The 15009-nt window shown below is 66.4% G+C and carries 14 protein-coding genes; 12 read left to right on the plus strand and 2 right to left on the minus strand.

Translation table 11 applies throughout. The annotated features are described in order from the left end of the window. Window positions 1-3: 3 nt before the first annotated feature. The 6 genes from KOE53_RS08420 to KOE53_RS08445 all read left to right on the plus strand — a co-directional run bounded on the left by KOE53_RS08420 (window position 4) and on the right by KOE53_RS08445 (window position 6305). Window positions 4-1038, plus strand: coding sequence for an ABC transporter permease (locus KOE53_RS08420; RefSeq protein WP_188058134.1), 1035 nt, complete (start codon window positions 4-6; stop codon window positions 1036-1038). Beyond that, window positions 1035-1940, plus strand: a complete 906-nt coding sequence (locus tag KOE53_RS08425; protein WP_188058135.1) for an ABC transporter permease — start codon at window positions 1035-1037, stop codon at window positions 1938-1940. The genes KOE53_RS08420 and KOE53_RS08425 overlap by 4 nt, the downstream gene beginning before the upstream one ends. Further along, complete coding sequence (locus KOE53_RS08430) at window positions 1937-2902, plus strand: ABC transporter ATP-binding protein (RefSeq protein WP_188058136.1); 966 nt, start codon at window positions 1937-1939, stop codon at window positions 2900-2902. The genes KOE53_RS08425 and KOE53_RS08430 overlap by 4 nt, the downstream gene beginning before the upstream one ends. Beyond that, window positions 2899-3699, plus strand: a complete 801-nt coding sequence (locus tag KOE53_RS08435) for an ATP-binding cassette domain-containing protein (protein ID WP_188058137.1) — start codon at window positions 2899-2901, stop codon at window positions 3697-3699. Before KOE53_RS08430 ends, KOE53_RS08435 begins: the two co-directional genes overlap by 4 nt. Window positions 3700-3753: 54 nt before the next feature. After that, complete coding sequence (locus KOE53_RS08440) at window positions 3754-4956, plus strand: serine hydrolase domain-containing protein (protein WP_188058138.1); 1203 nt, start codon at window positions 3754-3756, stop codon at window positions 4954-4956. A 113-nt stretch (window positions 4957-5069) separates the two neighbouring features. Continuing rightward, on the plus strand, window positions 5070-6305 hold the full coding sequence (locus tag KOE53_RS08445) for an MFS transporter (protein ID WP_188058139.1): 1236 nt from the start codon (window positions 5070-5072) through the stop codon (window positions 6303-6305). A gap of 61 nt (window positions 6306-6366) precedes the next feature. Here the strand turns inward: KOE53_RS08445 and KOE53_RS08450 are convergent, their stop codons facing one another. After that, a complete protein-coding gene (locus KOE53_RS08450; protein ID WP_188058140.1) occupies window positions 6367-7314 on the minus strand; it encodes a helix-turn-helix domain-containing protein in 948 nt (315 codons plus the stop codon). Window positions 7315-7426: 112 nt separating this feature from the next. Next, complete coding sequence (locus KOE53_RS08455; RefSeq protein ID WP_241095444.1) at window positions 7427-8455, minus strand: LacI family DNA-binding transcriptional regulator; 1029 nt, start codon at window positions 8453-8455, stop codon at window positions 7427-7429. A gap of 206 nt (window positions 8456-8661) precedes the next feature. Here KOE53_RS08455 and KOE53_RS08460 point away from each other — a divergent pair, with 206 nt between their 5' ends. From KOE53_RS08460 to KOE53_RS08485, 6 genes are all read left to right on the plus strand, one after another. Then, window positions 8662-10293: an ABC transporter substrate-binding protein gene (locus KOE53_RS08460; RefSeq protein ID WP_251364229.1), complete on the plus strand. Its 1632-nt coding sequence runs from the start codon at window positions 8662-8664 to the stop codon at window positions 10291-10293. Window positions 10294-10322: 29 nt separating this feature from the next. Next, a complete protein-coding gene (locus tag KOE53_RS08465; protein ID WP_188046590.1) occupies window positions 10323-11273 on the plus strand; it encodes an ABC transporter permease in 951 nt (316 codons plus the stop codon). After that, complete coding sequence (locus KOE53_RS08470; protein WP_188046589.1) at window positions 11270-12196, plus strand: ABC transporter permease; 927 nt, start codon at window positions 11270-11272, stop codon at window positions 12194-12196. The genes KOE53_RS08465 and KOE53_RS08470 overlap by 4 nt, the downstream gene beginning before the upstream one ends. Then, the gene (locus KOE53_RS08475) at window positions 12196-13017 is read left to right on the plus strand and encodes an ABC transporter ATP-binding protein (RefSeq protein WP_188046588.1); all 822 of its coding nucleotides are present in this window, start codon (window positions 12196-12198) and stop codon (window positions 13015-13017) included. Before KOE53_RS08470 ends, KOE53_RS08475 begins: the two co-directional genes overlap by 1 nt. Continuing rightward, the gene (locus tag KOE53_RS08480; RefSeq protein ID WP_188058142.1) at window positions 13014-13844 is read left to right on the plus strand and encodes an ABC transporter ATP-binding protein; all 831 of its coding nucleotides are present in this window, start codon (window positions 13014-13016) and stop codon (window positions 13842-13844) included. The genes KOE53_RS08475 and KOE53_RS08480 overlap by 4 nt, the downstream gene beginning before the upstream one ends. Before the next feature lie 92 nt (window positions 13845-13936). Further along, entirely contained in the window at window positions 13937-15007 is a 1071-nt protein-coding gene (locus KOE53_RS08485; protein WP_188058143.1) for a C45 family autoproteolytic acyltransferase/hydrolase, read from the plus strand. Window positions 15008-15009 lie beyond the last annotated feature (2 nt).

The raw sequence follows: 15009 nt of genomic DNA on the forward strand, positions 1-15009 counted from the left end.
ATCATGTGGCGTTTTCTCGCCTCCAGGATCGGGAGCGCACTGTTCGTGCTGCTGGCACTCACCATCGTGGTGTTCGTGCTGACGCGTGTCATCCCGTCCGACCCGGCCGTCGTGTTCGCCGGCCCGAAAGCCCCGCCGGAGGAACTCGCGCGCGTGCGCGAAGCGCTCGGGTTCGACCGCCCGCTGCCAATGCAGTATTTCGACTACCTCGGTGGGCTTCTCAGCGGCGACTGGGGCAACTCGCTGTCGACCCGGCGTCCCGTCCTACTGGAGCTGGCAACTCGCCTTCCCGCCACGCTGGAGCTGCTCCTCGCGGCGATGAGCTTCGCGCTCGTCGCCGGGGTTGCGCTCGGCGTCCTAGCGACCCGCCGCCCCGGCGGCCCGCTCGACGGAGTGATCCGCTTTCTCGCCATCGGCGGCATCTCGATGCCGGTCTTCTGGCTCGGTCTGCTCCTGCAGGTGCTCTTCGTCGGCAGGCTTGGGATTTTGCCCGCGACTGGGCAATTCAGCACCGAGCTCGCCTACGTCAGCCCCATCACGTCGGTGACCGGATTTCCCCTCTTTGACAGCCTGATCACGGGCAACTGGGTGGCCTGGTCGGACGGGATGGCGCACCTCGTGCTCCCGATGCTGACGCTTGCGGCCTATCCGCTGGGCCTTGTCGCTCGCATGACCCGGGCATCGATGCTTGAGGTGCAGTCCCAGGAGTACATCTTCACCGCCCGTGCCTACGGGCTGCGCGACCGTTCCATCCGCTGGCGCCTCTCCCTCAAGAACGCGCTCCCACCCACCCTCACCGTGGCCGGACTCTCCGCGGCCTACGCGTTGACGGGCACCTTCTTCGTCGAGATCGTCTTTAACTGGCCAGGTATCGGGCAATTCGCCGCGAACGCCATGCTGGCGGTCGACTATCCGGCGATCATGGCGATCACCATGCTGGGGGCACTTGGCTACCTCCTCGCCAACCTCGTGGTGGACGTGTGCCAGGCGCGTATCGATCCCCGTGTTCGCCTCACCCGGAAGGGGGCCTCAGTATGAGTACTCCGCTCACGACCTCGACCAAGCTTCCCGACTTTGTCCCGCTGCGGCAGGGTGCGTTCACGAGGATTTCTCGGATCCTGTCGAAGGACCGGCTCGCGCTCTTCGGCTCGGTCCTGATCATTCTCGTGCTGCTCGCAGCCGTCTTCGGTCAGTGGATCGCCCCGTACCCGCTCGAGGGCCTCGGCGCGACAAACGTGCCCAACCGCAACCTCGCGTCCAGCCCCGAGCACTGGCTCGGCACCGACCAGCTCGGGCGCGACATCCTCAGCAGGATCCTGCTGGGTGCGAAGCCGGCACTGTCGATCGCGCTCGGGGTGGTGGCCCTCGCAGCCCTCATCGGGATCCCGCTGGGCGCAATCGCAGGCTATCGGGGTGGCTGGGTCGACAACGTCCTGATGCGCATCACCGAGATTTTTCAGGCCTTCCCGCCGCTGCTGCTCGCGATGGTGATGGTGGCGATTCTCGGCCCGAGTCTGCTCAATGCGGGAATCGCGCTCGCGATCTCGTGGTGGCCCTGGTACGCCCGCCTGATTCGCGCCGAGGCGCGTTCGCTGCGGGAGCGCTCCTTCGTCGAGGCCGCGCGTTCCATCGGGGTGCCGACCTGGAGGATTCTGCTGCGGCATATTCTGCGCAACTCGTTGACTCCGGTGCTCGTGCAGGCGACGGTGGACGTCGGCACCGTCGTGCTCGCCGCCGGCTCGCTCGCGTTTATCGGGCTCGGGGCGCAACCGCCGGAGCCCGACTGGGGGCTCATGGTCGCCGAGGGGCGCGGGACGATCTTCACTCACTGGTGGATTTCGACCTTCCCCGGCCTCGCCATCTTCATCACCGTGCTGGGTTTTAACCTGCTCGGCGACTCGCTCCGTGACATTCTCGACCCCAGGCAGGTGAAGCGATGAACGCGATTCTCGAAATTGAAGACTTGCACGTTGAGTTCGTCGAACGCGGCGAGGTGACGAACCAGCCACTTCGCGGCGTCACGCTGAGCATCGCGCCCGGTGAGATCCTGGGTGTGGTGGGCGAAACTGGCTGCGGCAAGAGCCTGACCGGCCTCGCCGTACTGGGCCTGCTGCCGAGCGGCGCGCGGCCCCAGGGCAGCATCACTGTGGGCGGCGTCCCGCAGGTGTTGGGCGAACCCTCCCCGCAGCGCGGGGATTCCATCTCAATTGTGTTTCAGAACCCGGGCACCGCCTTCAACCCGGTCTTCACGCTGGGGTCGCAGATGGACGATGTCGTGCGCCGGCATCGCGGTCTGTCGCGCGCCGAGCGGCGGACACGAGCGCTCGAGTACCTCGGCCAGGTGGGTCTCCCCGACCCGGAGCGCGTATACGACAGCTACGCGCACGAGCTGTCCGGCGGCATGCTGCAGCGCGCGATGATTGCGATGGCGCTCGTGTGTGAACCGCAGCTGCTTATTCTGGACGAGCCGACGACTGCGCTCGACGTCACGGTCGCCAAACAAATCCTCGACCTCGTGCTCTCTCTGCGGGACCGCTTCGGTTTCGGGGTGATGCTCATCACGCACAACCTTGGCGTGGTGCGCGAGGTCTGTGATCGGGTCGCCGTGCTCTACGCAGGGCGAGTGATCGAGAGCGGCGTGGCCGCCGAGGTGCTCGCGCGCCCGGCACATCCCTATACCCGAGGCCTGCTCGGTGCGCTTCCCGCGAGGCACCGCAGCGACGAGCGGCTCACCGCGATCGCCGGGTCGGTCCCTGCGCGACTGCTCGGCATCACGGGCTGCGCCTTTGCGGAGCGCTGCCCGATAGCGATCCCCGCCTGCGCGACGACCGATCCGCTGCTCGAGGACGTACCAACAAGTCAGAACCACCGCGCGGCCTGCATTCGAGTGGGAGAGAAATGAACGAGATCCTGAAAGTCGAAAACGTTGTCAAAGTGTTCTCGGCCCGCGGGCGAGAGACTCGGGCTGTCGACGGAGTCAGTTTCGCGGTGACGCAGGGCACCACCTTCGGACTGGTGGGGGAGTCGGGGTCGGGCAAGTCGACCGTGGCGCGCTGCGCGCTGCGGCTCATCGACGTCACGTCCGGCACCAGCATCATCGAGGGCGCCGACGTCTCGGCTATGAGCCGCGGGGAGCTGCGGCGCATGCGGGCCGTTGCGGGAATGGTCTTCCAAAACCCGGTGGCCGCGCTGAACCCGCGAATGACGATTCGCGATTCCATCGCGGAACCACTGCGAACGCATACCCGCTCCGGCAAGCGCGCGATCGCCGCGCGGGTCGACGAGCTGCTCGACGAGGTCGGGCTGAGTCGTACGCACGCGGCACGCTACCCGCACCAGCTCTCTGGAGGGCAATGCCAGCGGGTCGGCATCGCGCGGGCGCTCGCGACGAGGCCCCGGCTGCTCGTCCTCGACGAGCCGACGAGCGCGCTCGATGTCTCGGTGCAGGCACAGGTGCTGAATCTGTTGCAAGACCTGCGCGCCCAACACGACCTGAGCTACCTCCTCATCTCGCACGACCTTGATGTCGTGCGCTACATGAGCGACGAGGTGGGGGTCATGCGCCGGGGCCAGCTTGTCGAGTCGGGGCCGGCGAGCGAGGTGCTCGTTGCGCCGCGGCACGAGTACACCCAGCAGCTGCTCGCGGCAATGCCCGAGACGCCCGGGGCGATCCCTCTACACGCCGCCGCACCCCGCTGAGCAGCCAGCTCCCTCCGTATCGACGAATACCCCTCCAGGAAGAGACGCACTATCGTGACCAATTCGGCTTCGTTTCACACCGTTCCTCAGCAGCGCCGTGCCGCGCTCGGGCTGACGGCAGCGCCGACCCTCGACAGCTGGCAGCTGCCGATTGACAACCGTTGGGCATTTCGGCACATTGAGGAGCTGCTGCCGTCAGCCGTGGTAGCGCGCGCCCGCCAGGAAGATGTGCCGCGCTCGCTCGGGCTCGGACGCGTCACCGGCGCCGTTCCAGGGCTCGACGAAGCGGGCCTCGAGCGCCACCTTGACTCACTGTTCACGGATGGCTTGGTCGTCGAGCATCGCGGCGCGATCGTCGCTGAGTACTACGCCGCGGGGTTTGGCCCGGATAGCACGCACCTGCTGATGAGCGTCTCGAAGTCGCTCTGCTCGATCACCGTCGCGGCGTTAATCGACGACGGCCTCATTGATCCTGCGCGAACTGCCGAGACGTACGTCCCCGAACTGGTTGGCAGCGCGTACGGCGACGCAACGGTGCGGGAGCTTTTGGACATGACGGCGGCTGCGGACTACAGCGAGGACTACACCGACTCGAGCTCGGAGGTGCAGGCACAGGATCGCGCCGCGGGCTGGCGCACCCCGATTACGGGCGACGCGAGCGACACCTACGAGTTTCTGAGCCGGTTGCGGCGCAGCCGGGAGCACGGTGAGAAGTTCGAGTACTGCTCGGCGACAACCGACGCGCTCGGCTGGATCATCGAGGCGGTGACTGGTTTGCGCTACGCCGAGGTGCTGTCGGACCGACTGTGGTCCCGCCTCGGGGCGAGCGCCGATGCGCGGATCGCGGTCGACCGGGGCGGCTGCGCGATCGCCAACGCCGGCATCTCATGCACCGCGAGGGACCTTGCGCGAGTGGGGCGGCTGATGCTGGGAGGCGGACAGATCGACGGTCGACGCGTCATCTCTGAACGCTGGGTTGCTGAGACGATGGCCGGGGGCGATCACGAGAAGTGGCTCGGCTGTGCCAAAATCGCGGTGTTCCCCGGAGGGTCGTACCGCAACCAGTGGTGGTCGACGGGAAATGCGCGTGGCAACGTCTACGCAGTCGGCATTCACGGCCAGTACATCTGGCTGGACCCAAGCACCGACACCGTCATCACCAAGTTCTCGACGGCGCCGGCACCCACGTCCATGGACGACACCCGGGCGCATGCTGCCCTGTTCGAAGGGATCAGCCGGGCGCTCGAGGGGAGGTAGGCGGCTGTCCGTGCGTCGGACGTATGGCCCGGTGGTGAGATGCCCAGACGATGTGTCGGGTGGATCGGACGGGGAGTCGGGTGCAGGCTCCGGCTAGCCTGCAGCATGGAACCATGACAACGACTGCACCGACCCCCACAATTCCCAACGGTGCTCTGCCGGCCTCGGCGAATCCCCAACGGACGCGCTACGGCGCGCTGATCGTCATGACGCTCATGGGCTTCGTGCTTGTCACGGCCGAGTTTTTGCCCAGCGGAATGCTCACCCGAATCGCTGAGGGACTCGACATTAGCTCCGGACAGGCCGGACAGATGGTTACGGTCACGGCGTTCGCGGGGTTGCTTGCTGCGCCAACCGTCGGTCTCATGTTCCCCCGCCTCAACCGACGAACACTGCTCGTGTGGATCGCAATTGCGGCAGCAGTCTCGAATGCGCTTGTCGCCGTCGCCCCGGGCCTCTTGCTGGTCATCGTCGCCAGGTTTTTGTTGGGCGCCGCAATCTCCGGGTTTTGGGCGATGTCGATCACGGTAGCGTCCAAGCTCGCGGGGCCGGAGCGGTTGGGGCGGGCCGTGATGTTCACCTCCGCGGGGGTCTCGCTTGCCACGGTGGCGGGAGTGCCCCTCGGAGTGATGCTCGCCGAATTCATCGACTGGCGTGGGGTGTTCTGGGTTGCGGCGGGCGCAAGCCTGGTGCTCGCCGTGCTGTTGCGAACGTTGCTGCCGGGAGTGCCCGCTGATCACCCTGCGACGCTGTCACTCTTGCTCGGCGCGCTCCGCCGCCCCGGGATTGGGCTTGGAGTAATCGCCCATGCGCTCGTCGTCACCGGCCACTTCCTTGCCTACACGTACGTGAGGGTCGCGCTCGAGCGGGTCAGCGAACAGGGTGTCCCGGTCGGCGCCGACACCATTGTCGTGCTGCTGGCGCTATTCGGGGTCGGCGGCCTGATCGGCAACCTGGTAATCGGCCTCGTCGTGGATCGAAATTATCGCGTGCTCGCCGTCTTGACGCCGCTGATCATTGCTGGTCTGCTGCTCGGAGTCGTAGCCGCGGCGGGCTCGGTGTGGGCGACTGGCGGAGTGGTGTTCGTCTGGGGATTCTTCTTCGCGTCGTGGTTGCTCATCGCGAACACCTGGGCGGGGAAGCGGATGCCAGACCTGCTTGAGGCGGGCGGCAGCCTCATCGTCGTCGGTTTTCAGGGCGGGATCATGGTTGCGGCCGCTGTGGGCGGCATCCTCGTTGATGCATTGGGGATCGCTCCGGTGTTCGCCGGCGGCGCCTTGATCCTGCTGGTTGGCGCGATCCTGTTTGGGGTTTCGAACCGGATCGCTGCCGCTCCGCTCGCTCGCTGAGTAGACGTGCATACGGGCATCGGGGACTCGTCCCTGATGCCCGTATGCACGTCTACGTGTACTACACGTCCGTGCGCATCGCATTCGTGCGCCAGGCGGACGGTGTCTGGCCGACGCGGCGCCGGAAGGCCCGACTGAATCCGTCATCGGACGCGTAGCCGATTGCTCGAGAGACCTCTGAGACCCCTCCGCCGCGGGCGAGGAGGCCTTGAGCAGCGCGAATTCGTACTTCGGCGACGTAGTTCGCGGGTGAGCTCCCTGTGGCGGAGCGAAAGCGTTCGGCGAACACTGAACGCGACATCGCCCCCGCACGCGCAAGGCTGTCGAGGGTCCATTCTCGGCTGGGATCCGCTTGGATGGCATCGACGACGCGATCCAGGTAGGGATCGTTGGTGAGCGATGGCCAACCTTCCGGAGCGCAGCCCCGCACGACCCATGCGCGTATGACCGAGACGATGACGGTGTTTGCCATCATGCGGCAGACGACTGCGCTTCCGCTCTTTTGCGAGAGGCGTCCGTCGGCCTCATCTCGCTCTGCGCTGCCCAGCTCAGGGCCGAGCCACGACGCGAGTGCCGCAACCGCGGGGTCACTTCCCGGCAGGTCTCGGACGAAAAGTGACGCGGGAAGCAAATCCAAGATGTGCGTCGAGGTCTCAGTGAAGTCGAGCGATGATACGAGGACGAACGCGTGATCGGTGACCCTCAGCGAGCGACGAGTCTGGCCGGTGAACATCAGCGCGTCTCCGGCGGTGACCTGTTCTGGAGTCCCTGGCGACCCAGCAGGCGGTGCATCGATGCCGAGCGCCCCTTTGATCACGTACACGAGCGTGACACCGTTCTTCGGAATGGCGATCACTTCTCCAGGACGCATCGTCATGCGATGCTGACGACGCACCCGCGCGTCGATGCTAGAAATGACGCGTTCGATCGCCGTATCACGATCGCTGATTGCCTGAGAGGCCGGCAGACCCGTTGAGTCGGCGTCTGCCGTGAGTGAGGTCTGCTGCATACAAGCAGCAACGCGCGTGCGGTGCGTACTATTCCTCGCGCAGGCGTGAGCACTGCCTGGTCAGGGGCAACGTTGGTGGCGAGAACCCGCGTGCGAAGCGCCCCGAACGCTCCTAGCGGGTCGTTGACTCTCGAATGTGCAGGACCCCCTGCGGCCCGTGCATCAGCGGCTCTACGGGCTGGCCCTCCGCGAGTCGGACCGCGAGTTCAACCGCGCTGCGGGCGAGCAACTCGGGACGCAGATCGACGGCGGTGACCGTCGGGCTGCCCACCCGATTCTGCAGGGCGTCTGAACCGCCAACGACGAGTAAGTCGGTCGGTACCCGAATGCCACGCGCCTGAGCCGCGGCGACGAGGCCCGCGGCATGCCTGCCGGTGAGGCAGTACACGGCGTCAGGCCGGGTGTCCGCAGGGCTCGTATCAAGGACCTCGGCCGCGATGACCTCTCCGGCCGCCTCGCCGATGGTCTCGGCCTGTTCGAGCACGAGTGGTTCCTGCCCGTGCTCAATGCACCAGGCAACGTAGCTCGCGCGCGAGGTGAGATTCCACTCGTTGCGGTCAGTGCCGACGACGATCGCGACCCGTCTCGCGCCCGCGGACTCGAGGTGGTCGAGCACGCGGGTGGTCTCGAGGGCTGTGCTGGAGCCGATCGAAGGGAACGCGTGGGGCCGGGCAGGATCCGCGCCCACCGAGAGTGAGGGGATGCGCTGGCGCTGCAAGAGCGTGAGCACGGGGTCGTTCTCGACGGGGTCGGTCACGATGCAGGCGTCGGCGGCGAGGGTGCTCACGGGAGCGCCCGGCTTGGTCGGGTCGGAGACGAGCATGAGCCCATAGCCCCGCTCCATGGCGGTGAGTGCCGCGGATCCGGCGAAGCGCATGAAGTAGTCCACGCCCTCGGGGAGGAACGTCTCGAGACTGTCCAGCGGGCGAATGATGAGCCCGATGAGGCCCATGTGCGACTCGCGGAGTCCGCGGGCGAGGGCGCTCGGCCGATACCCGACCTCATCTGCGATTTTCTGGATGCGTTCGACGGTGGCCTTCCGGACAACGCCCTTGCCGTTCAGCGCGTGCGAAACGGTCGTCGGGGACACTCCAGCGGCAATTGCCACATCTTTGATGGTCGCACGTCGATCCGCCTGCACGGCCTCAGCATAGCCCGCGCTTCGCCTGCCCCGTGCGCGGGGTCCGGGTGAACCGGCCGAGAGCGCCGGGATTCTGGGGCAAAACAAATCGATTTGCACAAATCGATTTGGAAAACGTAGGATCGTGCATGGATCAGCTCCCGCGCGACCCGCGGGAAGAGATTCAATGACGAATCCGAATGGAGAACTACGTGAAACTCGCAAAGATGAGAGCGTCAATCGCCCTCCTCGCAGTGTCCGGTGTGGCACTCGCTGGCTGTGCCTCAGGCGCACGCGGTGGCGAAGGCGGTGGCAACGCCTCCGAGAACGAGCTGTTGCAGGTCACCCCCGCAGCGACCGGTGAGATCGACAAGGTCACCTGGAACTCGACCTACGGTGAACTCGCCTCGCTCGACCCGATCAAGGCGTTCAACTACCCCGAGAACACCATCGTCTCGAACCTGTGCGAGTCGCTCTTCCAGATTCAGCCCGACTTCTCGATCGAGCCGAACCTCGCGACCGACTCGAAGACCGAAGACGGCAAGACCTGGGTCTTCGGGATCCAGGACAAGGTGACGTTCTGGGACGGCACGCCGATGACCGTCGACGACGTGATCTACTCGATCAACCGCCACATTGACCCCGCTGAGGGCAGCTACTGGGGCGGCGGCGTCGTGTCGAACATCGCCTCGGTCGAGCAGACCGGCGACTGGGAGATTACGGTCACCCTGAACGAGGCCGACAGTGCGCTTCCCTCGTCGCTTGCCACCATCATCGGTGTCGTGGTGCAGCAGGAGTTCCGCGAGGCCGCAGGCGAGAACTACGGCAACCCCGATGCTGGCGTCATGTGCACCGGTCCGTTCCAGGTCGGCGATTGGAAGCAGGGTCAGTCGATCACGCTCGATCGCTACGACGGCTACTGGAACCAGGACCGCGCGGCCAAGGCCAAGCAGGTCGAGATCGGCTTCGTCGTCGATCCGACCGCCATCGCGAACGGCCTCGCCACCGGCGAGATCCAGGGCTCGTACGACGTGCCGCTTCCCGCGCTGAGCCAGCTCTCGACCAGCGAGAAGGGCAACCTGTACTACGGCGAGGGCATGCAGATCATGGCCATCATCGCCACCGGCAATGGCGCGTTCGGCGATCCTGCCGTGCGTCGTGCGCTGACCCGCGCGACCGACCGTGAAGCCATCAGCGAGACCGTCTACGAGGGCACGGGAACGCCGTCGCGCTCGGTCGTCCCGCAGTCGCCGTGGAACCAGTTCCCCGATGTCGCCGAGCTGCGCGACGAGGAACTGCCCGACCTCAGCTACGACATCGAAGCCGCGAAGGAAGAGCTCAAGGCGGCCAAGGTCGACCTGACTCAGCCGATCAAGATCGTCTACCCGAGCGAGCGTAGCTTCTACGCCGACATCCTCAATGAGATGGCGAACGGCGCGAAGGAACTCGGAATCACCCTCGAGCCCACCGGCATTCCGAGCGCCCAGTTCGGTGCGTTCTTCTCCGATCCCGAGGCGCGCGAGGGCTACGACGGCTTCGTCACGACGAACTACCTGAGTGCACCGGACCCCCTGCTGCACCTGGCGAGCGTCGCTCAGACCGGCAGTGACCAGAACTACTCGAACTTCTCGGACCCGGCAGTCGACGCGGCACTCGCTGCGGCGCAGGCCGAGACGGATCCGGCGAAGCGCGCGGAGCTCACCGTCGCGGCGGAGGCCCTGGTCATGGAGCAGCAGCCGTGGGTGCCGATCGCTGACCTCGCGGTTCGGATGTACATGGACAAGTCGATCACGGGCGCCCCGGCGTCGTTCATCTACCTCTACTACCCCTGGGCCGCTGACCTCGGCTCGGCCAAGTAGCCGGTAACCCCCGCAGGAAGGGATCGTCCATGACCTATGTACTGAAACGTATCGCCGCGCTGGCACTGGTGTTGCTGATCTCCAGCTTCATCGTGTTCTCCGGCATGTACCTCGCCCCGGGCAGCCCCGAGCAGTTCCTCGTCCAGGGACGCACGGTCAGCCCGGAGGTGCTCGCCGCGATCCGCGCGCAGTACGGTCTGGACGATCCCTTCCTTCTCCGCTATTGGAACTGGCTGCTCGACGCGCTCCAGGGCGACCTGGGACGTTCGCTCGTCTCGCAGCAGGACGTGACCGCGCTCGTCGCGTCACGGCTCCCCACCACACTGTTCCTTGCGACCTATGCCGCGCTGCTGATCGCGATCATCGGCGTCGGGCTGGGCGTGCTTTCGGCCACCCGCTCGGGCATCTTCGAAAAGCTCGTCGTCTTCGGCTCGAACCTCGGCTTCGCCGTCCCGACCTTCTTCGCAGCGCTCGTGCTCATGGCGCTGTTCGGCGCAAACCTCGGCTGGTTCCCGGTTTCCGGATCCGGTGAGGGGTTCGTCGACAGGATCTGGCACCTCACGCTGCCCGCCATCGCCCTCGCCCTGCCCGGTATCGCCATCGTTGCGCGCATCACGCGCACCGCGGTGCGCGAGGAGCAGGGGTCCGAGCACGTGGTGATGGCAATCGCCCGTGGCGTTCCCAAGCAGATCGTGCTGTGGCGCCACACCATCCGTAACTCCATGCTTCCGGTGACCACCGTGCTCGGAACGAACATCGCGGGCCTGCTCGCCGCCGCCTTCGTCATCGAGTACGCCTTCACCCTCGACGGCATTGGTTCGCTGCTCGTGAATTCGGTGCAGAAGAAGGACTTCGCCGTCGTCCAGGCCATCGCGCTCATCATGGTGCTCGCCTTCGGCCTCATCAACCTCATCGTCGACCTGCTGTATGCAGTGATCGACCCCCGGGTCCGCCTGAACAAGGGAGTGTCGGCGCGATGAACAAGCCCACTGAAGTGAGTCGGAACACGACCGCTCAAGACACCGTCGCGGTGCAGCTCGTCCGCCGCCACCGCCACGACCTGCCCCAGACCTGGTGGCGCCGGCTGAACAACCGCCTCGGCGCCGTCGGCATCGTGTGCGCCGTGATCATCGTGGGCGTCGTACTCATGGCGATCCTTGCACCGGTGCTCGCGCCGTACGACCCGTACGTGGGCAGCGTCACCGCCCGTCACGAGGCGTGGAGCCTCGCGCACCTGATGGGCACCGACCAGTCGGGTCGCGATATTTTCTCGCGCATCATCTGGGGCTCGCGCACCAGCCTCCTCGGCCCGCTCATCGTGATCGTCATCACGGCGTTCCTCGCCACGACGCTCGCGCTCACCGCGGTCTGGTTCGGCGGCAAGGTCGACGCATTCATCAGCCGCGTCCTCGACATTCTGTTCGCCTTCCCGAACATGCTGCTCGCGATTCTCGCGATCGCGATCTTTGGCCCCTCGCTCGTGACCGCCTCGATCGCCCTGGCCATCGGGTTCACGCCCTACTCGGCGCGGGTCATCCGCTCGGTGGCGCTGCGCGAGCGCGGGCTGCCCTATGTCTCCTCGGCGCAACTGCAGGGCATCTCGGGATTCATCATCACCGTTCGGCACATCCTCCCGAACGTGCGCACGCAGATCTTTACCGGTATGACGATCAACTTCGGCGCCGCCATGATCGAACTCGCGGCGCTCTCGTTCCTCGGACTCGGCGTGCAGCCGCCCGCGGCGGACTGGGGCCTGATGGTCTCGAACGGCCAGGCGTCGCTGCAGCAGGGGTACTGGGAGCAGAGCATCTTTGCCGGTCTCGCAATTGTGATCACCGTGGCCGCTTTCGGCTACGTCGGAGAGCAGCTGGGCGGACGCCGGGCTGTCGGAGGGACGCGCTGATGCTGAAGATCAATGGACTAGTGCTCACCGTCACCGACCCCGCCACCCGTGCGGAGACCGAGATCCTGCACGGGAACTCGTTCGAGCTCGCGCAGGGCGAGGCCCTCGGCCTCGTCGGTGAATCGGGCTCGGGCAAGTCGATGACCCTCAAGTGCATTCTCGGCATCGAGCCGAGCGGCGCACGCGTGGAGGGCGGGATCGAGCTCGACGGCACGGACCTCCTGAACGCGAGCGGCGAGGACCTGCGCAGGATCCGCGCGAACGAGCTCGCGCTCATCGCCCAGAACCCGCACGGCGCGCTGAACCCGGTGCTGCCCGTCGAGCGCTACCTCATCGAGGGGATGAGCGACGCGCGCAGCATGTCGAAGTCCGCCGCCCGTGAGCGGGCGATCGAGCTGCTGCGCGAGGTCGGCATTACCGACACCGAGCGCGTGATGCGGTCTTACCCGCACCAGCTCTCGGGCGGCATGCTCCAGCGCGTCGTCATCGCCGGCGCGCTCTCGGGTGAACCGAAGCTGCTGCTTGCCGACGAGCCGACTACCGCGCTCGACGTGACCACGCAGGCTGAGGTCGTCGCGATCCTGGACGAGAAGCGCCGCGAGCACGGCTTGACGATGATTTTCGTCACCCACGACCTCGACCTCGCGGCCGCCGTCTGCGACCGCCTCGCGGTCATGAAGAACGGCGAGATCCTCGAGATCGGCACGCCCGATGAGATCCGGGACAACCCGAAGACCGAGTACACCCGTGAACTGATGGCCGCCCGGCCGATGCTGTACCCGGCCGGGCACCCCGTACCGACGCAGGAGGCCGGAGCATGAGCGAGACCCCCATCATTGAGGTTGTTGGCCTGAGGCGCACGTTCCACCTGAGCCGCAAGGCCAGCGTCGCGGCGCTCGACGATGTCACATGCGAGCTGCGGGAAGGCACCTGCCTCGCGGTGGTCGGTGAGTCTGGATCGGGCAAGTCGACGCTTGCGAAGGTCGTCGTCGGTCTGGAAAGCGCCGATTCCGGCACGGTCCGGATCGCCGGAACCGAGGTGCGTCCCACGACCTCGCGGGCACAGCTGCGCGAGCGCTCGAAGTATGTCCAGATGGTGTTCCAGGACCCGCAGGGATCGCTCAACCGCTCGCTGCCGGTCTCGGCGACCATCGACGAGATGCTGCGCGCGCACTGTCCAGACCTCGATCGCGCCGGGCGCCGGGCACGTGTGCTCGAACTTTTCGCGGAGGTTGGGCTGACCGAGCGTCACGCCGACGCGCTGCCCGGCGCACTGTCGGGTGGCCAGAAACAGCGCGTCGCGATCGCCCGCGCCCTCGCGGCCAACCCGAAGATCATCGTGCTCGACGAGGCCGTCTCTGCGCTCGACGTGTCGGTGCAGGCCCAGGTGCTCCAGGTACTCAAGCGCCTGCGCGCCGAACACGGCCTGAGCTACCTCTTCATCACGCACGATCTCTCGGTGGTGCGTGACATTGCCGACGACGTCGTCGTGATGCGGCACGGTCGCATCATCGAGCGGGGCACCGTCGATCAGGTGCTCGACCACCCGCAGGATCCCTACACGCAGCTGCTCATCGCCTCGGCCCCGCGGCCAGGGTGGAAGCCGCAGCGCGGGCTTCGGGACTCGCTCCTCGGCACAAGCTCGTAACACCCGCCTCAGCGCCGGCGAACACCCGCCGGCCTCACCGCACTATAGGCTGAATGCCCCGCAACGGCGCGGCATCGAATGAAAGTACTTTCATGACCCAGAAAACCGAACGACTTCACCTTCGCGTCTCAGGCGAGACCTGGGCCGAACTTGGCCGCAGCCGTGGCGAGCAGCTGCGAGGCAGCCTGCCCGGCGCCTACGCCGGCTACGCGGAGCTCTTCCGCAAGCTCGGCGTCACCCTCGAGATGGAGCGCGAAGGCGCCCAGCGCACTGTCGAGGCCCTATCCGTCTGGCGCCCCGAAATCGTCGATGAGCTCACCGCCGTCGCCGAGTCATCCGGCCTCGACCTGCTTGAGATCGTCGCGCTGAATGCGCGCACCGAAATTATTGCGCTGAGCAGCACCGGCTCGAGCGAGTGTTCGACGGTCGCCGCCCTCGTCGACGGTCGCCGCCTCGGCGTGCAGACCTGGGACTGGCACATCGAGCTCGACCAGTTCTGGCACACGCACGAGGTTGATGGCCCGGGGTTTCGCTATGCGGGGCTCACTGAGCAGGGCATTCTCAGCAAGATCGGCATGAACGAGCGCGGTCTCGCTCTGCACTTCAACATTCTCGGACACCGCCTGGACGGCCCGGGCGGCGTGCCGATGCATGTGCTGTCGTCGATCGTTCTCTCCGAGTGCGCGAGCGTCGCTGAAGCGATCGAGCTGATCCGCGAGGCGCCGATCAATTCGTCGTCGGCATTCACGATGCTCGACGGCGAACAGTCCGTGTCGGTCGAGATGAGCCCCGACGGTGTCTTCGTGATTGGCGAGGTTGACGGATCGGTGCAGCGCACGAACCATTTTCAGGACGTGACGCCGCTCGCGGCGCAGAAGACCGAGGTCTACGAGCCCGACTCGTCCGAGCGTCTCGCGCTCGTGCGCGAGCGTCTCGCGGGCGGGCTGCCCGCAAGCGCGGAGGCCATGGTCGAGCTGCTGCTCAGCGGCGAGGGCCAGCCGCCGCTCTGCAGCGTGCCCGACATGACCAAGCAGCTCGGTGAGCGCTGGGGCACCCTGGCCACGATCGTGACCGAGCCTTCGACCCGCACGATTCGCGTGCTCGACGGAATGCCGACCGAGGCCGCGACCGGAGCGTGGCGTGAGATGACGGTGCCGCAGTAGTC

Origin of the sequence: Leucobacter sp. CX87 (assembly GCF_018682295.1) — a bacterium.
Lineage (GTDB): Bacteria > Actinomycetota > Actinomycetes > Actinomycetales > Microbacteriaceae > Cx-87.